17 protein-coding genes are annotated in these 17624 nt (G+C 64.0%); 10 read left to right on the top strand and 7 right to left on the bottom strand.

Features of this window, described 5'->3' with window-relative positions; genetic code table 11:
• Positions 1-309 precede the first annotated feature (309 nt).
• From M1D34_RS12995 to M1D34_RS12985, 3 genes are all read left to right on the top strand, one after another.
• Positions 310-1236: a sulfite exporter TauE/SafE family protein gene (locus M1D34_RS12995; RefSeq protein ID WP_003530135.1), complete on the top strand. Its 927-nt coding sequence runs from the start codon at positions 310-312 to the stop codon at positions 1234-1236.
• The gene (locus M1D34_RS12990) at positions 1236-2039 is read left to right on the top strand and encodes a TIGR02186 family protein (RefSeq protein WP_003530133.1); all 804 of its coding nucleotides are present in this window, start codon (positions 1236-1238) and stop codon (positions 2037-2039) included. Before M1D34_RS12995 ends, M1D34_RS12990 begins: the two co-directional genes overlap by 1 nt.
• 98 nt (positions 2040-2137) lie before the next feature.
• A complete protein-coding gene (locus M1D34_RS12985; RefSeq protein ID WP_003530131.1) occupies positions 2138-2374 on the top strand; it encodes an Lrp/AsnC ligand binding domain-containing protein in 237 nt (78 codons plus the stop codon).
• Between the two features lie 119 nt (positions 2375-2493).
• Here M1D34_RS12985 and pdeM read toward each other — a convergent pair whose 3' ends face one another.
• Both pdeM and M1D34_RS12975 read right to left on the bottom strand, forming a co-directional pair.
• Positions 2494-3222 (bottom strand): ligase-associated DNA damage response endonuclease PdeM, encoded by a 729-nt coding sequence (gene pdeM / locus M1D34_RS12980; RefSeq protein ID WP_003530129.1) that lies wholly within the window; start codon positions 3220-3222, stop codon positions 2494-2496.
• 225 nt (positions 3223-3447) lie between these two features.
• Entirely contained in the window at positions 3448-5997 is a 2550-nt protein-coding gene (locus M1D34_RS12975) for a ligase-associated DNA damage response DEXH box helicase (RefSeq protein WP_498779347.1), read from the bottom strand.
• A 107-nt stretch (positions 5998-6104) separates the two neighbouring features.
• Between M1D34_RS12975 and M1D34_RS12970 the strand changes: the two genes are divergently transcribed.
• Both M1D34_RS12970 and M1D34_RS12965 read left to right on the top strand, forming a co-directional pair.
• Positions 6105-6611 (top strand): Rrf2 family transcriptional regulator, encoded by a 507-nt coding sequence (locus M1D34_RS12970; protein ID WP_498779345.1) that lies wholly within the window; start codon positions 6105-6107, stop codon positions 6609-6611.
• Between the two features lie 38 nt (positions 6612-6649).
• Entirely contained in the window at positions 6650-7111 is a 462-nt protein-coding gene (locus M1D34_RS12965; protein ID WP_027992642.1) for a carboxymuconolactone decarboxylase family protein, read from the top strand.
• 29 nt (positions 7112-7140) lie between these two features.
• Here M1D34_RS12965 and M1D34_RS12960 read toward each other — a convergent pair whose 3' ends face one another.
• Positions 7141-7776 (bottom strand): YitT family protein, encoded by a 636-nt coding sequence (locus M1D34_RS12960; RefSeq protein WP_003530121.1) that lies wholly within the window; start codon positions 7774-7776, stop codon positions 7141-7143.
• Positions 7777-7884: 108 nt separating this feature from the next.
• Entirely contained in the window at positions 7885-8823 is a 939-nt protein-coding gene (locus M1D34_RS12955) for a class I SAM-dependent methyltransferase (RefSeq protein WP_498779342.1), read from the bottom strand.
• Positions 8824-8970: 147 nt separating this feature from the next.
• Between M1D34_RS12955 and M1D34_RS12950 the strand changes: the two genes are divergently transcribed.
• From M1D34_RS12950 to M1D34_RS12940, 3 genes are read left to right on the top strand one after another with little or no spacing between them, the layout of a single operon-like run.
• Positions 8971-9237, top strand: coding sequence for a DUF6460 domain-containing protein (locus M1D34_RS12950; RefSeq protein ID WP_003530117.1), 267 nt, complete (start codon positions 8971-8973; stop codon positions 9235-9237).
• 2 nt (positions 9238-9239) lie between these two features.
• The gene (locus M1D34_RS12945) at positions 9240-9743 is read left to right on the top strand and encodes a CAP domain-containing protein (RefSeq protein ID WP_010968649.1); all 504 of its coding nucleotides are present in this window, start codon (positions 9240-9242) and stop codon (positions 9741-9743) included.
• Positions 9744-9789: 46 nt separating this feature from the next.
• Positions 9790-11157: an MATE family efflux transporter gene (locus M1D34_RS12940; RefSeq protein WP_015007142.1), complete on the top strand. Its 1368-nt coding sequence runs from the start codon at positions 9790-9792 to the stop codon at positions 11155-11157.
• On the opposite strand, the gene M1D34_RS12935 is transcribed toward M1D34_RS12940, so the two are convergent.
• Together M1D34_RS12935 and M1D34_RS12930 are read right to left on the bottom strand one after the other, a co-directional pair.
• On the bottom strand, positions 11133-12221 hold the full coding sequence (locus tag M1D34_RS12935; RefSeq protein WP_003530112.1) for a quinone-dependent dihydroorotate dehydrogenase: 1089 nt from the start codon (positions 12219-12221) through the stop codon (positions 11133-11135). The two genes, M1D34_RS12940 and M1D34_RS12935, sit on opposite strands and share 25 nt — an antisense overlap.
• Positions 12218-12565, bottom strand: a complete 348-nt coding sequence (locus M1D34_RS12930; protein WP_498779339.1) for a DUF952 domain-containing protein — start codon at positions 12563-12565, stop codon at positions 12218-12220. The genes M1D34_RS12935 and M1D34_RS12930 overlap by 4 nt, the downstream gene beginning before the upstream one ends.
• 120 nt (positions 12566-12685) lie before the next feature.
• Between M1D34_RS12930 and M1D34_RS12925 the strand changes: the two genes are divergently transcribed.
• Together M1D34_RS12925 and M1D34_RS12920 are read left to right on the top strand one after the other, a co-directional pair.
• Positions 12686-13123 carry a hypothetical protein gene (locus M1D34_RS12925; protein ID WP_013843935.1) on the top strand — a complete coding sequence of 146 codons (438 nt, stop codon included), beginning with the start codon at positions 12686-12688 and terminating at the stop codon, positions 13121-13123.
• A gap of 141 nt (positions 13124-13264) precedes the next feature.
• Positions 13265-13912: a response regulator gene (locus M1D34_RS12920; protein WP_003530107.1), complete on the top strand. Its 648-nt coding sequence runs from the start codon at positions 13265-13267 to the stop codon at positions 13910-13912.
• 157 nt (positions 13913-14069) lie between these two features.
• On the opposite strand, the gene M1D34_RS12915 is transcribed toward M1D34_RS12920, so the two are convergent.
• On the bottom strand, positions 14070-17576 hold the full coding sequence (locus tag M1D34_RS12915; RefSeq protein ID WP_498779336.1) for a hybrid sensor histidine kinase/response regulator: 3507 nt from the start codon (positions 17574-17576) through the stop codon (positions 14070-14072).
• Positions 17577-17624: the final 48 nt, after the last annotated feature.

The following is a 17624-nucleotide window of genomic DNA, read 5'->3' as shown; positions in this document are numbered from 1 at the left end:
GGTGCCATAAGGCCGCAGGCGTGCCTGCGGGGCCGCGCATGTCCCTGAAAAGGTTGACAGCTCTGGCCCGGGAGCGCATGAGAGAAAGTGTCGCCCGTTTCTCCCTCAGGGGCGCGAACGGTCCACCAATACATCCCCGTCCGTGGTTGATCATGTACCACTTCGAAGGATAGCGGCGTGCGCCTCTTCGGGCGCGTGAAGCTTGAGAATAGTGAAACATTGCACAATTCCTCAATTGTTTGCGGTTAGGAATTGTGGAGGAGCAATTTCCGCCCGCACTGCGGGCCGCTGGCATATCGAGGTGCGGCCGTGACGGTCTATCTGCCCATTGCTGAGTTGTCGGTGAACATCTTCATCATTCTCGGCATGGGCGCGGCCGTCGGTTTTCTGTCCGGCATGTTCGGCGTCGGCGGCGGGTTTCTGATCACGCCGCTCCTGATCTTCTACAATATTCCGCCCGTCGTGGCGGTGGCGACCGGCGCCAACCAGGTGGTCGCCTCGTCGATATCAGGGGCGATCGCCCATTTCCGCCGCGGCACCATCGATATCAAGCTCGGCACGGTGCTCCTGTGCGGCGGCCTTGTGGGCGCGACCGTCGGCGTCTGGCTGTTCTCGCTGCTCAGGAGCATCGGCCAGCTCGATCTGGTGATCTCGCTGCTTTACGTGGTACTTCTCGGCTCGGTCGGCGCGCTGATGCTGTGGGAGAGCATCGGCGCCATGCGCAAGGCGGCGAAGAACCAGCCGGCGCAGCTCAGGCGGCCCGGGCAGCACAATTGGATCCACGGCCTGCCGCTGAAGATGCGCTTCAAGAAGTCGAAGATCTATCTGAGTGTCATCCCCGTGGCGACGCTCGGCTTTTCCATCGGCGTGCTGACCTCGGTGATGGGCGTCGGCGGCGGCTTCATCATGGTGCCTGCCATGATCTATCTGTTGCGCATCCCGACCAGCGTCGTCGTGGGCACCTCGCTCTTCCAGATCGTCTTCGTCTCCGCCTATACGGTGATCGTCCAGGCCTCGACCAACTACACCGTCGACATCGTGCTGGCCTTCGTGCTGATGATCGCCGGCGTCATCGGTGCGCAATATGGCGTGCGCGTCGGCCAGCGGCTGCGCGGCGAGCAGCTCAGGGCACTGCTGGCGCTGCTCGTTCTCGCCGTCGGCATCCGCCTGGCGGTCGAGCTCGTCATACCGCCGAAGGACATTTACTCGGTCGTATCCGCGGCGGCAGGCTTCTGATGCGCTCGCTTCTCCTTCCCTCGCTCGTCGCCCTGGTTCTAGCCGTCGCCGCCCCGGCCGCAGCGCAGGTTCTGGAGCGCCAGGTCACCGACTTCACCGAGAAGCTCGAGATCGGCATCTCGACGGAAGAGATTGCCATCACCTCCGATTTCCGCGGCGCCGACCTGACGATCTTCGGCGCCATCGATGGTTTCGACGCCAGCCTCCTGGCGCAGGGCAAATACAATATCATCGTCGTGCTGGAAGGGCCGAAGGACAATGCGACGGTGCGAAAGAAGGAGCGGGTATTCGGTATCTGGGTCAATACCCAGTCGATGACCTTCGAGCTCGTGCCGGAGGCCTACTCGCTTTCGAGTACCCGCGCCATCGAGACGATCGCGCCGCGGCGCGACATCGCCAATATGGGCATCGGCGTCGACCACATGCGGCTGGTGCCGCTCGGCTTCGTCGGCGACGGCAGCACGCTCGGCGAGTTCCGCAACGCCTTCCGGAGGATTCGCGAGACGAGCGGCGTCTATCAGCGGGATCCGGGCGGGGTGCAGTTCATCAGTTCGAGCCTGTTCAAGGCCTCGGTGCGGCTGCCGGCCAACGTCCCGAACGGCATCCATGTCGTACGCGCCTATCTCTTCCGCGATGGCGTCTTCGTCGCCGCCAAGGCTCTTCCGCTCAGGGTGGTGAAGACCGGCCTCGAACAGGCGATTACCCGCGCCGCCCACGACCAGCCGGTGATCTACGGCCTCCTGGCCGTAACCCTCGCGGTCGTCACCGGCTGGGGTGCCAGCCTGCTCTTCCGCAAGGAGTGAGGGAGCCGGCAAACCGAGTTGGCGTTCCATTTTGCGTTATGGCGGTTTAAGGAAGCACGGGCATCGGCGGCAAACGATGCGAAACTTGAGGAAACCCCATGAAACCGATTTTCGTGCAACTGCAATGCGCCCCCGGCAAGACCTATGAGGTGGCCGACGAGATTTACCGCAAGGAGATCGTCTCGGAGATGTATTCGACCAGCGGTGACTATGATCTGCTTCTGAAGGTCTACGTCGAGGAAGGCCAGGACATCGGAAAGTTCATCAACGACAATATCGCCACGGTTCCCGGCATCTCTCGCTCGCTGACGACGCTGACTTTCAACGCGTTCTAGAGAGCGGGGTGAGGAAAAGTGTGGGCGGTTTTCCGCCCGCACCCCGCTCCAACCCTTTTTGAAACTACGCACTTCCGGACGGAAAACCGTTACACATTTTTCCTGGAAGTGCTCCAACCTCACCCGAGAAGGTTGGCGAAGCGCACCGAATAGATCCGGTCGCGGCCGAGCATGTGGGCGACGAGCTGCTGCCGGTCGAAGAGGCCGCTCATCTCACGGTGCCTGAGGTCGAGACCTCCCGTCGTGACCCCGAAAGCAGGCATGACGAGGCGCTTGCCGTCGGTCGCGAAGCAGGCGCGCCTCACCGATCTTTCCCGCCGCCTCACGGTCGCCGAGGGATGCAGGTGGCCGGCGATCTCGCCGATCCCGTCGCGTCTCGAAGGTTCGTGCCGGAAGACCAGGCCCGCGTGGCGGAGCTCGTCCATGGAGGCGCCGGGCAGCCCCTGTGCGCCGTCCGGATCATGATTGCCGTTGATCCATATCCATTCGCGGCCACAGGCCATGGCCGCGATCATCTGGCGGAAGGTTTCCGGCATTGCAGCCGATCCCTTCCGGTCGTGGAAATTGTCGCCGAGGCTGATGACCGTCGCGGGGTCGTGGCGGGCGATGACCGCATCCAATATCCGGAGCGTCGCAAGCGTATCGTAGGGAGGCAGCATCATGCCGCGCCGGGCAAAGGCGGAGCCTTTTTCGAGATGGAGGTCGGATACGACGAGCGTCCGGCTTTCGGGAAAGTAGAGACCGCCGAGCGGATCGCAGATCGCGGCGACTCCATTGATGGACGTGCGCGCGTGCAGGGATGGGTTGACGGCAGGTGATGTCGCGTAGATGAGCCGATGCATGGTCATTGCGGTGTTCTTGTGAGTGGGCGAGAAAGGCTTCTTACCCTAACCCTCTCCCCGCATGCGGGGAGAGGGGACGTGCCCCACGATACGCCGGTGAAAACGGTAGTGGCGGCGCTTGCCGCGGGTCCCTTCTCCCCGCCTGCGGGGAGAAGGGACCGGCAGGCGGATGAGGGGCGCCGCGGAGGGGTCCGACAGGGATCAGAGGATTTTCGCTCTCTCATAGTTCTCTCATCCATCCGTACCGTGACCGCCCATCGCCTCGTTGATTAGATCGTCGGCCGCTTCCGTGAGCAGGAAGTCTTGTGCTTCTCCATGCACCGATTCCCGCCCGATCTCCAGCATGACCGGTATGGCGAGCGGCGAGATCTGATCGAGCCTGCGGTGGGTGATATGGCCCTTGATCCGCTTGAGCATTGAGCCGAGGCGGCCGATGTCCAAAAGTCCCGTGGCCGCATCGTTGCGCGTCGCCTCGAGGAGAATGTGATCCGGCTCGTGCGCGCGCAATACGTCGTAAATGAGGTCGGCGGAAACGGTGATCTGCCGCCCGGTCTTCTCCCTGCCGGGGTGGCGCTGCTCGATAAGCCCGGCGATGACCGCGCAATTGCGGAAGGTACGTTTCAGGAGGAAGGATTCGTTCAGCCACGCCTCCAGATCGTCGCCCAGCATATCCTCGTCGAAGAGCTGGCCGAGCGACGGCGCCCGCGCCCGGAACGCCGCGCCCATGTCGTCGAGCGCCCAGACGGCGAGCGAATAGTCGGTCGCGACGAAGCCGAGCGGCTTCAGGCCGGCACGGTCGAGACGGCGGGTAAGGAGCATGCCGAGCGTCTGGTGGGCGAGCCTGCCTTCGAAGGCGTAGATGACCATGTAGTGCCGGCTGCCCCGCGGGAAGGTCTCGATCAGGAGTTCGTCGTCGCGCGGAAGCATCGACACGTCGCCCTGCAGCGCCAGCCAGTCCCTGACCTGGTCGGGCAGACCGGCGCGGCGCGCCGGATCGGCGAGCATCTTTCTTACCTGTGCTGCGAGATAGGTGGAGAGCGGAAACTTGCCGCCGGCATAACTCGGCACCTTGGGATCGAAGGAAAACGCCTGCGAAACCAGGCACTCGTTCTCGCGGATGCCTTCGAAGCGCAGCACCTTGCCGGAAAAGAGGAAGGTGTCGCCCGGTGAAAGCATTTCGAGGAACGATTCCTCGACTTTGCCGAGCGACATGCCGCCGCGGCCAAGCGAACCGCGCTGGTTGCGCTTGACCATGCGGATGTTCAGCATCGGCGACTCGACGATCGTTCCGACATTGAGGCGGTATTGCTGCGCAACCATCGGGTTGGAGACCCGCCAGAGCCCGTCCTTCGTCTTTCGGATGCGGGCATAGCGCTCATAGGTGCGGAGGGCATAGCCGCCTGTGGCGACGAGATCGACGGCCCGCTCGAAGGTTTCCCAGGCAAGCCGGGCATAGGGCGCGGCGCTGATCACCTCTTCATAGAGTTCCAGCGCATCGAAAGGCTGCGCGCAGGCCATGCCGAGGATGTGCTGCGCCAGCACGTCGAGCGCACCCTTGCCGATCGACGGCGTGTCCTGAGCGCCGACGTAATTGGCGTCGAGCGCCGCCTGGCACTCCATGACCTCGAAACGGTTGGCCGGAACCAGGATGGCGCGGCTCGGTTCGTCCATGCGGTGGTTGGCGCGGCCGATGCGCTGCGCAAGCCGGCTTGCTCCCTTCGGCGCCCCGACATGGACGACCAGATCGACGTCGCCCCAGTCGATGCCGAGATCGAGGGTCGACGTGGCGACGACGGCGCGCAGGCGGTTTTCGGCCATTGCCGCCTCGACCCTGCGGCGCTGGGCGACATCGAGAGAGCCGTGGTGCAGAGCGATCGGCAGATTGTCGTCGTTGATCTTCCAGAGTTCCTGGAACAGCATCTCGGCCTGGCTGCGGGTGTTGACGAAGAGCAGCGTCGTTCGGTGTTCCTTGATGGCGGCGTAGACGTCCGGGATTGCATAACGCGCCGAATGCCCGGCCCAAGGCACCTGGTTGTCGGTCCGAAGGATGGAGATCTCGGGCTTTGCGCCCCCAGAAACGGTGATCAGCCCCGCATGGTTCTCCTTGGCGAGAAATTGAGCGACCAGCCAGCGCTGCAGATCCATCGGATCGGCGACCGTAGCCGAAAGCCCCATCGTCTGGAGACGGGGCGCCAGGCGGCGCAGCCGCGCGAGGCCGAGCGATAGGAGATGGCCGCGCTTCGACATCACCAGCGAGTGCAGCTCGTCCAGAACCACATAGCGCAGGTCCTTGAAGAAGCGCTCCGCCTCGCCATTGGCCAGAAGCAGCGCGAGCTGCTCCGGTGTCGTGAGCAGTATGTCGGGCGGGTTGAGCTTCTGCCTCTGCCGCTTGCCCTGCGGCGTGTCGCCGGTACGGTTTTCCATACTCACCGGCAGCCCCATCTCGCCGACCGGTTTCATGAGGTTGCGCTCGATGTCGACGGCAAGCGCCTTGAGCGGCGAGATGTAGAGCGTGTGGATGGCGGTGAAGGGCGCGCCGGGCGGGATCCTGCCGCGCCTGGTGATGTCGACGAGCGAAGGCAGAAAGCCGGCGAGCGTTTTGCCGGCTCCGGTCGGCGCGATCAGAAGCGTGCTCTCGCCCGCCTCGGCGCGTGACAGAAGTTCGAGCTGATGGGCGCGCGGACGCCAACCCTTTTCGGCGAACCACCGGAGAAAGGGTGCCGGCAACGTCAGGGCGTCGCCTTCCGGCGACGGAGAATCGATCCTGTCCACGGAGAACAAAGGTAGATCAAACGCGGCAAAAGAGAAGCCGGCATTGTTCGTGCTGTTGCAAGGATTGACTCGAAACGCGAATCATGGATAAATTTTATCTACGATAGGAGGCGCGAATGAAACTCGGCGACGGCGTCGAACAGGCCATTCACAGCGTGACGATGCTGAGCTGTCTTCAGCCTGGCAGTACCCTGTCGGCCGCAGCGCTCGCCGAGTTCCACGGCGTCTCGACCAGTTACCTGCTGAAGCATCTGCAGGCGATGTCTGGGGCCGGACTGCTCGAGGCCGTGCCGGGGCCGAAGGGCGGCTACCGGCTTGCACGCGCGCCCGAGAAGATCACCCTGCTCGATATCGTCCTCGCGGTGGAGGGGCCGGAGCCGGCCTTTCGCTGCAACGAAATCCGCCTTCGCGGCCCCAATCCCTATTCCTGCAAGCCGGCCGCGCCGTGCACGATCAATGTCGCGATGCTCAGGGCCGAGCAGGCCTATCGCGCCGAACTCCGGCGCGTGACCATCGCCGCCATCATGGCCGACCTGAAAGCTATCGACCGCGACGGGGCGATCGCGGCGGGAACGAACGGTTTTCTCGCCCTTCATGAACGGAAATCGGGCAATGCCGCCTGATGTGAATCACCATCCAATCAGCCAGACAGGAGAAGATCATGCAGTCACGTCTGAATTTTGCGAAAGCCGCTCCGGACGCCTACAAGGCGGTCGCCGCGCTCGACAGCTATGTCAAAGGCTCGGGAATCGAGCCTCGCCTTATCCACCTGATCAAGCTGCGCGCATCGCAGATCAATGGCTGCGCCTATTGCGTGGACATGCACACCAAGGAGGCGCGCCACAGCGGCCTCAGTCAGCAATGGATCAACCTCGTCTGTGTCTGGCGCGAATCGCCGCATTTCGATGAGCGCGAACGGGCGGTCCTCGGCTGGACCGAGGCGCTGACCAATGTGGCGGAGACACGCGCGCCCGACGACGCCTATGAGGCGCTCAAGGCGCATTTCAACGAGGAGGAAATGACTAAGATCACCGTCGCGATCGGCGCCATCAACGTGTGGAACCGGCTGTGCGTCGGCTTCCGCGCCTTGCCCCCAATCGACGCGCCGGCCGTGGCGGCTTAGAGCGGGATGTTTCCCTGAAGCTCTGGGCGTTAAAGCGCGATATAGCGGTCGGCGCGGTGGTTGATCGCCACGAAAAGGTTGAGGACCACCGCTCCGAGCACTGACCAGATGACGACCGTCGGCGTCGTCACGAAGAATGCGGCCGCGAGAACGACCAAGTCGATCGCGAGTTGCACCAGACCGGCGCGAATGCCGAAGCGCTCCTGCAGGTAGATGCCCAATATGCCGACGCCGCCGAGGCTCGCGCGGTGGCGGTAGAGCGCCAGGAGACCGTATCCGAGGAGAAGGCCGCCGATGAGAGCGGCCCAGCCGGGGTGGATCTGCCCGATCTCGAAGAGACGCGATTGCATGTCGGTCAGGAACGAGGTGAGCGCAATGGCAATGAAGGTCTTGAGCGTGAAGGCCGGACCGAGCCGCTTCAGCGACAGGTAGAAGAACGGCAGATTGAGCAGGAAGAAGGTGAGACCGAAATTCACGCCCGTGGCGTAATGCAAAAGAAAGGCGACGCCTGCGGTGCTGCCGGTCAGAAGTCCGGCACTCGCCAGGAAATAGAGACCGAGGGCGGCGACAAGGCTGCCCGAAAAGACGCCTTGAACGTCCTCCACGGGCGTGTGCCGTGTGGGACTGGTATTCCAGAGACCGAAAACGCTGCTTGCCTGTGCCATGGCTGACCCTCAGATCGCGATGGTATCACCATTGCTGCAGCGCACAAAAAATACAAGCAAAATATGTAAGCAATGCTGACCTATTTTCGCCGCCCGGTCGGGGCTGCATCAAGCCGGCTTGCAGGCGAGGAACAATATCCCGGCGACGGGCTCGCCGGCATCCCTGCGGATGATCGTGCGCTCGGTCGCGATCATGGACAGGCCGCTCTCTTTGCAGAGGGAGGCGATATAGGCTTCCGGATGCGCGTAGCGCAGCGACGGACGCAGCACGAAGCCGTCGGCCCCGCATGCATCCTCGACGGAAAACGCGAAGAGCCCGCCCGGTGCGAGCAGGCGGTCGGCAATGACGAAGACACCTTCGAGATTGCCGAGATACATCAGCACGTCCGCCGCGCTGACGAGATCGGCACGCCGCTGCTCCAGCGCGCCGAACACGCCCGAATCCTCCGGAGCCAATGAAAGGTCCGCCTGGGCGAGGCGGTCATAGACACCCTTGGCTTCGGCCTTGGCGAGCATATTGGCGGAAAGATCGAAACCCTCGAGGAAATCGGCGCGATCGCGGATACGCTCGCCGAAGAGCCCGGTGCCGCAGCCGAGATCGGTGACGTGGCGAAACCGCCCGCCGCCGTTCACCCGGCCGATCACGGCCGCAAGCTTCTCCGGGACGCTGTAGCCGAGCTTTTCGACGAGCGCGTGGTCGAAGCGCTCGGCATAGTCGTCGAAAAGGCGCTCGACGTAAACGCTCGGCGGCTGTTCGGGCGTCTCGGTAGCGCCGAGCAAAGCGAGCTTGAGGCTGGCGCCGAAGATGTCTTCCGGATTGAGCCGAAGCGTATGGCGCAGCGCGTCGACGGCTGCCTCTATTCGGCCCGATTTCTCTTCATAGTCCGCCAGCCGGAACCAGCCGGCCGCCCAGTCCGGGGCAAGCTCCAACGCCTGGGCCATGAGTTCCGCCGCACCTGGCGCATCGCCCGCTTCCGCAAGCATCTTCGCGTAGTCGGCGCGGCGGTCGGCGATCAGGTCGCCGGAGGAGAGCTGGTTGAAGGTCATGGAGATGCGGCTTGGTTGCGATGGACGCTTCTGACGCCGGAAAAGGCAAAATACAAGCGGATTCTGGAAGCGGCACCTGGGACCGTCATGCCTTGCACGCTTGGGAATGGCGGCTTATGTGAAGGGAAACAGGAGAAGTTCTCGCTGATGTCGGACGGAATAAACAAATTTTTGGGGGACTCGCCGCTACGCGTGCTCGTCAAGCTGCTGGTGGTGTCGATCCTGGTCGGCTTCGTGATGACGGTCTTCGACTGGTATCCGGCCGATATCTATTACGGTATCCGCAACTTCCTCCTCGATCTCTGGCGGACCGGATTCGCGGCTCTCGGACGGGTGGGCGACTACCTGCTCCTCGGCGCGGTCGTGGTCATTCCGCTCTTCATCATTCTGCGTCTCTTCAGCTATCGACGGTAAGCATGCACGACCAGATCTTCGTCGCCCGCAGACGGCTGCTTCTGCGTGCCGGTGCCGTGGTTTCCCTCGGCTTGATCACCGGCTGCACCACCTCGAACCTTCTTTCTCCGGACGGCGGTACGGGCAGCGATCAGACCGACGCGACGCTCGGCTACGTCAACACGTTGCGCAAGGGCAGGGGCCTTCCTGCGCTTTCCGGCGATCCGGTCGCTTCCGTTGCGGCCATGCATCAGGCGGCACGCATGGCGAGCGCGGGCAAGATGCGGCACAATATCGGCTGGCGGGACAGTTTCTATGATCGGATGAAGGGGCAGGGCGTCACGCTGCCGGCCGCCGAAAACATCGCCGTGGGTCAAAAGGACGCCGAGCGCGCCTACGATGCCTGGTACAATTCTCCGAAGCATCTCGAAAACATGCTCGGCAATTACCGGGGGCTCGGCGTCGCCGTGGCGCAGAATTCCGCTTCCGGAAACCGCCCCTATTGGGCCATGGTGCTCTGCAGCTGAGCTGATTCCCGGGTGAACTACGGAATCGGACCGTAGGGACAGGATCATGACGGCCACGCAAAGCCTCGAGCGCGACACGGACAATCCAGAAGCCGGACCTTTCCTGGTCACCAACCGGCTTATCTTCTCGATCGCCCTGCCGATGACGCTCGGCTTCCTGACGACGCCGCTGCTCGGCCTCGTCGACACGGCCGTCGTCGGCCGGCTCGGCCAGGCGGAGCTGCTCGCAGGTCTCGCGGTCGGCGCGGTGATGTTCGACCTCATCTTTACCACCTTCAATTTCCTGCGTGCCGCAACCACGGGTCTCGTCGCGCAGGCCTATGGCCGTGGAGACCGGCGCGAGCAGCAGGCGGTCTTCTGGCGTTCGCTCATGATCGCGCTCGTTACCGGCGCCGCCATCGTGCTTATATCGCCCATCCTGCTTTCCGCCGGTCTCTGGCTCATGGGGCCCGGTCCGGAAGTTGCGGAGGTGACGCGCACCTATTTCCTCTATCGCATCCTCTCCGGCCCGGCCGCCCTCGCCAACTACGCCATCCTCGGATTCGTGCTGGGGCGCGGCGAGGGCACTCTCGGCCTGATGCTGCAGACGCTGATCAATGGCACCAATATCGTGCTTTCGATCCTGCTCGGCCTCTTCCTCGGCTGGGGCGTGGCCGGCGTCGCGATCGGCACCGTGGCGGGGGAGGTGATCGGCGCGCTTGCGGGGTTTGCAATCGTCTACGGCCGTTTCGACAGCAAGGACGCGCCCGGTTGGGCGATGATCTTTGCGCGCGACCGCCTCAAGAAATTATTCGGCCTCAACCGCGATATCATGATCCGCTCCTTCGCCCTTCTGGCCGCCTTCACGCTCGTGACCCGGATCGGTACGTCCTTCGGGCCGGTGACGCTTGCGGCGAACGCCGTGCTGATGACGATCTTCCTTGTGGCCGGCTATTATCTCGATGGGCTCGCCACCGCAGCCGAGCAACTGACGGGCCGGTCGATCGGCGCCGGCTATCGCCCCGCTTTCGACCGGGTTCTGCGGATGACTGCCCTTTGGTCGCTCGGCCTCGCCGCATTGACCACGCTCGCTCTGCTCGCTTTCGGCAACGCCGTGGTGAACATGCTGACGACTGCGCCGGACGTGCGCGCGCTCGCCTATGAATATATGCCGTGGGCGGCCGTGACGGCGCTGACCGGCGCACTCGCCTTCCTGATGGACGGCGTCTTCATCGGTGCCGGCTGGTCGCGCGACATGCGCAACATGATGCTGGCTGCCTTCATCGGCTACGTGGCGGCGCTTGCCGTGCTCGTCCCTGCCTTCGGCAATCACGGTCTCTGGGCCGGGCTCAACCTGTTCCTGCTGCTGCGCGGCGCTTTCCTGCTGCTGATGATACCGCGCCGGGCGGCTCAGACGTTCCGGCCGCTCCAGTAGTCGAGCCGGCTGTCGCGTATGTCGCGGATCGAGGCAAGTTTCTCGCGCTCGCAAAGGGCCGAGAGGCCGCGCACGATCCGGCCCGGCAATCCCGGTCCCTCATAGACCATGCAGGAGTAAAGCTGGACGAGATCGGCTCCGGCGCGGATCTTTTCCGCTGCGGTTTCCGCCGAGCACACGCCGCCGACCCCGATGATCGGCAAGTGCGGTCCCACCCGCTTGCGCATCCGGGCGAGCACCGCCGTCGATTTCTCGAAGAGCGGTTTTCCGGAAAGGCCGCCGGCTTCGTTGGCCTGACGCCGGTCTTTCAGACCCTCACGCGAAAGCGTCGTGTTGGAAACGATCAGCCCGTCCAGACCATGCGCCAGCACCTCGGCTGCGATGTCGTCCATGCCCTCCTCGGTCAGGTCCGGAGCGATCTTGAGGAAGACCGGGACCTGCCGCCCGCCTTTTCGCGCCTCATCGTCCCGGGCGGCAAGCACGGCCGAAAGCAGCGCCGAGAGACTCTCGCGCGCCTGCAGGTCGCGCAGGCCCGGCGTGTTGGGCGAGGAGATGTTGGCGGTGAAATAGCGCGCGACCGCGTAGAAGGTTCGGATGCCTGTCACATAATCGGCGATCCGGTCGGCGCTGTCCTTGTTGGCGCCGATATTGACGCCGATCAGCGCCTCGCGCGAGCAGGCCTTGAGCCGCGCCAGCGCCGCCCCATGCCCTTCGTTGTTGAAGCCGAGCCGGTTGATCACCGCCTCGTCCTCGACGAGCCGGAAGAGCCGCGGCTTGTCGTTGCCCGGCTGCGGCCTCGGCGTCACCGTGCCGATCTCGGTAAAGCCGAAGCCGATCTTCAGCAGCGCTTCCGGGACTTCGGCGTTCTTGTCGTAGCCGGCAGCCATGCCGATCGGGTTGGAAAAAACGAGGCCCGCCACGGTTTGCCCGAGCCGGGGGTCGGCCGGCGCGGCGCAGCTCGGCACCAGGCCGCTCTTCAGCGCCTTGATCGAAAGGCCGTGTGCCGCTTCCGGGTCGAAGAGGAAAAGGCCGCGCCGTGCGAGGTGCTCCAACTGGCCGATCATGGGGCGAGTTCCGGGAAGCTGTGCTGACCGTCCGGCCGCAGCGGCAGGGGCTTCTCCCACAATACGGCTTCAAGCGGAAGCGGAGCGTAAAGATGCGGAAACAGCGCGCCGCCGCGGGAGGGCTCATAAACGAGTTTGTCGCCCAGCGCCGTCGCGTCGACCGCAACGAGCAGCAGGTCGTCCTGACCCTCGAAATGCCTGGCGGCCGTTTCGACGACCTGGTCCCCGGTCGAAAAATGAATGAACCCGTCGGCGTGATCGACGGGGGCGCCTGCAAACGCGCCGGTCCGTCGCGCTTCCTGCCATAGAAGTGCCGGAACGATCTTGTATATGGTAGCGTTCATCTTTGTTCGCTTATCCGTCGTGAGCATGAGTGATGGCCTTGCCGCAAATATCGGCGCCTGTCCACCGCACAGCATGAGATCGAGGCGGATTTTCCGTAAGCACTCAACGGAGAGAACGTCATGAGACAGGCAGTCGCAATACTCGCAGTCGGGTTGGGCTTCGGTCTCATTGCCCCGGCGGCTGCGCAGGAAGCCTCGCCCGGCCGCTACAGCATGCAGAAGTCGGAAACCGGATTAGCCCGGCTCGACACCGAGACCGGCGAGGTCACCTTGTGCCAGGAAAAGGGCGGGGAGCTCATCTGCAGGATGGCGGCCGACGAGAGAGCCGCATTCGAGCGCGAACTCGATCTCCTCACCAGTCGCATCGAAGCGCTGGAAAAGGCCGTGGAAAGCGGTGAAACCGCGGCCGAACCGGCGCTTCCCGACGATGAAGAGATTGACCGGGCAATGAGCATCATGGAAAGAATGATGCGCAAGTTCATGGGAATCGTGAAGGAATTCGAGGACAAGGGCAGCGATTCCGCCGACGAGGGTGAGAATCTGCCGCAGAAGACCTGAGAACCAAGCCGTGGCGTGCCGGAGGACGCGCGTCGCGCATGTTTCCCTGAAACAGGGATCATTTGGGAATAAGATGATGCGGCGGATCCACAGCGCGAGGCTGCAGGATCGCGGCCGAGGCTCTTGGGAGGGAGCGTCATCATGCCGGAAATGACCATCATCATCGCCGACGACCACCCGCTCTTCCGCGGCGCAATGCGCCAGGCGCTGAGCGGCATGGCGGGCGCACCGGCCATCGTCGAGGCCGGCGATTTTGCCGCTGCGCGCAGGGCTGCGGCCGACAATCCGGACGCCGATCTGATGCTGCTCGATCTGACCATGCCCGGCGTCAGCGGGCTTTCGGGGCTGATCGCGCTGCGTGCCGAGTTTCCGAGCCTGCCCGTGATGATCGTCTCGGCCCATGACGATCCGGCGACCATTCATCGCGCGCTCGATCTGGGCGCCGCAGGGTTCCTGTCCAAATCGGCCGGTATCGAGGAAATCCGCGAAGGCATCGCAAAGGTGATGGCCGGCGAGGTGTTCGTCCCGCCCGGTTACGACCAGAACCAGGAATACGAGCCGGAAGTCGCCGACCTGCTGCATCGGCTGCAGACGCTGACGCCGCAGCAGTCCCGCGTCCTCTCGATGCTGGCCGAGGGGCTGCTCAACAAGCAGATCGCCTATGAACTCGGCGTCTCGGAGGCGACGATCAAGGCGCATGTCTCGGCGATCCTCCTGAAGCTCAACGTCGACAGCCGTACACAGGCGGTGATCCAGCTATCGAAGCTGGGGACGGTCGCGGCGGCCTGAGTCCGCCGCTCCTGGGATTTGCGATTTTTGCCCCTCATCCCGCTGCCTCGCAGACGGTGAGAGTGCGCCGGGAGTCGCAGCTCGTCCCTTCGCCCCGCCTGCGGGGAGAAGGTGGCCGGCAGGCCGGATGAGGGGCAATCCCGAACGGTAAGCCACTTTATTCCGCCGCCGCGCGTCCCGCCGCGGCAAGCTGGGTGAGCCAGGCGCGCAGAGCCGCCGGTCGGACGGGCTTGTGCTGCAGCGAGACGCCGTCCCGTTCGGCGGCGCCGCGCACTTCGGGCGAACGGTCGGCCGTTACCATGAGGGCGGGGATACTCTCCTGCCAGAGGCCGCGGATCGCGGCAATCGCCTCGACACCGGTGCCATCGCCGAGGTGATAGTCGGCGATGATCGCGTCGGGACGCACGCCCAGCCTGCCGGGCGCCATTTCAGTGCAGGCGGCGAGCGACTCGGCGGTCGTCACGCTGCAGCCCCAACCGCCGAGCAGCAGGGCCATGCCTTCAAGGATCTTCGGCTCGTTGTCGATGCAGATGACGTTGAGCCCGGCCAGTGCTTCGCTCGTTTTCGCCGCTGCGACGGATTGCGGTTTCAGCCTGCCGCCGGCGCTCTTGTCGAGCGGCACGGTGACCTTGAAGCCGGTGCCCTTTCCCGGCTTCGATTGCACGCCGACCGGGTGATTGAGAACCCGCGAGATGCGGTCGACGATGGAGAGACCGAGGCCGAGCCCCGACGCGGTTCGCGCGCCTTCTTCAAGGCGCGCGAATTCCTTGAAGACGGTGCGGAATTTCGATGATGGAATGCCGATACCCGAATCGAGAACTTCGATCGTCGCCGTCTGCCCGTGCCGGCGCACGCCGACCAGCACCTTGCCCCGAAGTGTGTATTTTATGGCGTTCGATACGAGGTTCTGGACGAGGCGCCTGAGCAGGTTCGGATCGCTGCGCGCCGCGAGCGATGTCGGCATGATGACGAGTTCTATATCCTTCGCCCTCGCCATCGGCGCGAAATCCGTCTCGATCCGCCTGAGCAATTCGTCGAGCGGTACGGATTGCAGGCGCGGCTTCATCGCGCCGGTGTCGAGCCGCGAAATGTCGAGCACGGCGCCGAGGATGGCTTCCACCGATTCGAGAGAGGAATCGATGTTCTGCACCAGCGCCCGGTTGTCGGAATCGCCCAGTCGCTCGACCAGCGACGAGGAGTAGAGCCGCGCCGCGTTCAAGGGCTGCAGGATGTCGTGACCGGCAGCGGCGAAGAAGCGGGTCTTGCCGATATTCGCCTCCTCGGCGGCCGCTCTTGCCTCGCCCAGTTCGCGGTTGACGCGTGTGAGTTCTCCCGTCCGCTCGGCGACGCGCAATTCCAGCGTTTCATTCGCCTGTTTGAGCGCCATGTCGGCCGCGACGCGCTGGGTTATGTCGGTGTAGGTCGTGACGATGCCCTTGTCGGGCATGGCATTGCTTCTGACTTCGAGGATGCGGGCGCCGCCTGCAAGTTCGAGCAGGAAGGGCTTGTCGAGCGTCAGGAAATTGGCGATCAGCGCCTTCTCCTCATCCTTGCGGACATCCCCGCGGCGGGCAAGGATGGCGACGATGTCGGCCAGCGGAAAGCCCACCTGTCCGGCGGCCTCGGGCAGGTCCATGAGTTCCCGGAAACGTCGGTTCCAGATGATGAGATTGTTGGCGTTGTCGAAGACGGCAATGCCCTGGTCCATCTGCGAGAGCGCCGTATGCAGCATGTCCTGGTTGTATTGGAGCGCCTCGCTCGCCTGATCGAGCAGCCAGGCGGTGTCGGAGGAGGTGTCGTCCATGCGCTGCAGGACAAGCGAAAGGACGAGCCGGGCGGAGGACGAGCCGATTGCGCTGCCGAGCAATTGTTCCGAGAAGTGGACAAGCGCCATGTCGGCGGAGGCGTTGTCGTCGAGCCAGCGGCCGGATTGCTGTTCATAGGTATGGAAGGAGCGCTGCATGCGCTCCTCGCCCATGTAACGGCCGATCGTCGTCTTGAGGTCGCGCACCGTCACCTTGGTCTTGCGCCCGCGGAAGGTCCGCTCGGTGCGTGAGCGGCGGGTGATGAAGACGCCCGCCTGGAAGCGCTCCAGGGGTTTGGGCGCGCGCGTCAGCGAACCCACGATATAGGCCGCGACATTGACGAGCATGCTGAGAGCCGTCGCATTCACCAGCGGGTCTGACTGCGCGCCGGAGAAGAGATCGGTGAAGGGCAGCAGGAAGCTGAGCACCGTGGAGGCGATGTGAGAATTGTCCGGCCCGCCGAGGCTCGGCAGGAAAAGGACATAGGCCCAGACGAGAAAGCCGCTGACCATCCCCGCGATCGCGCCGCGGGCATTGGCCTGCCGCCAGACGAGACCGCCGAGGAGCGCCGGCGCCATCTGCGCGATGGCGGCGAAGGAGAGCAGCCCGAGCGAGGCGAGGCCGGCGCTGATATCGGCGGCGCGATAATAGCCGTAGCCGAGGAAAAGAACGACGAAGATCGCCGTGCGGCGGATATTGAGGAGCGTACCGGCCATGTCCTCCTGGAGAGAACCGCGCGTGCCGAGCCTGCGGCGCAGGAATACCGGCATGACGATGTCGTTCGAAACCATGATCGAGAGCGCGACCGAAGCGACGATGACCATGGCGGTCGCTGCGGAGAAGCCGCCGATGAAGGTGAAGAGCGTGACCAGCGGCACGTCGCCGGCAAGCGGCAGTGCCAGAAGATAGAGATCCGCATTGCCGGAGCCGGAGAAGGTCAGGATGCCGGCGATCGCGATCGGCAGGACGAAGGCGTTGATTGCGATCAGATAAAGCGGGAAGAGGATGCCGGCCGTGCGCAGTTCGTTATCGGTGCGGTTTTCCACGACCGTCACGTGGAACTGCCGGGGAAGCATGATGATACCGAAGGCGGAAAGCGCGATCATCAGGATCCAGCGCGCGACCGGCGTCTGGTATTCGAGCGCGGCGATGACGGTGGCGCTTTGCTGCGCTTCTGCCCATAGATTCGCAGGCCCGCCGAACAGGACGAAGACGATATAGACGCCCACCGTGAGCATAGCCACGAGCTTGACGACCGATTCCATCGCGATCGCGAGGATCAGGCCGTCCTGGTGTTCCGTCGCATCCGTATGGCGCGTACCGAAGACGATCGCGAAACAGGCGAGAAAGAGCGTGACCAGAAGCGGCAGGTCGACGAAGTTCTCGCCCGAGCCTATGCCGTAATCGCTGGTGTCGATCATCGTGGCGACAGAACTCGACACTGCCTTGAGCTGCAATGCGATATAGGGAATGGCCCCGACGAGCGAGATCAGCGCGACGATTGCCGCAACGGCCGGGTTCTTGCCGTAGCGCGCAGCCACGAAATCGGCGACGGAGGTGAGCTTTTCGGTCTTGGCGAGCCGAACGATGCGGCGGATCAGCGGCATGCCGAGCGTGAACATCAGGATCGGGCCGATATAGATGCCGGTGAATTCGAGTCCGCGCTCCGCCGCAAGGCCGACGCCGCCGAAATAGGTCCAGGATGTGCAGTAGATCGCCAGGCTCAGCGCATAGACGAGCGGCCTGCCCTTCGCGGCAATCTCGTTGCGTCTGGCTCGCCGGTCGCCATAGCTTGCAACTGCGAAGAGCAGCAGCAGGTAGGCGAAGGCCGAGGCAAAAATGACCGAACCCGAAAGCATGCCTCACTCCTCCGCGGCCAGCATAGGGCAAGTCCATTTGGTTGGAAA

This window comes from Ensifer sp. D2-11, assembly GCF_054161295.1.
This window is presented reverse-complemented; position numbering and strand designations above follow the sequence as displayed.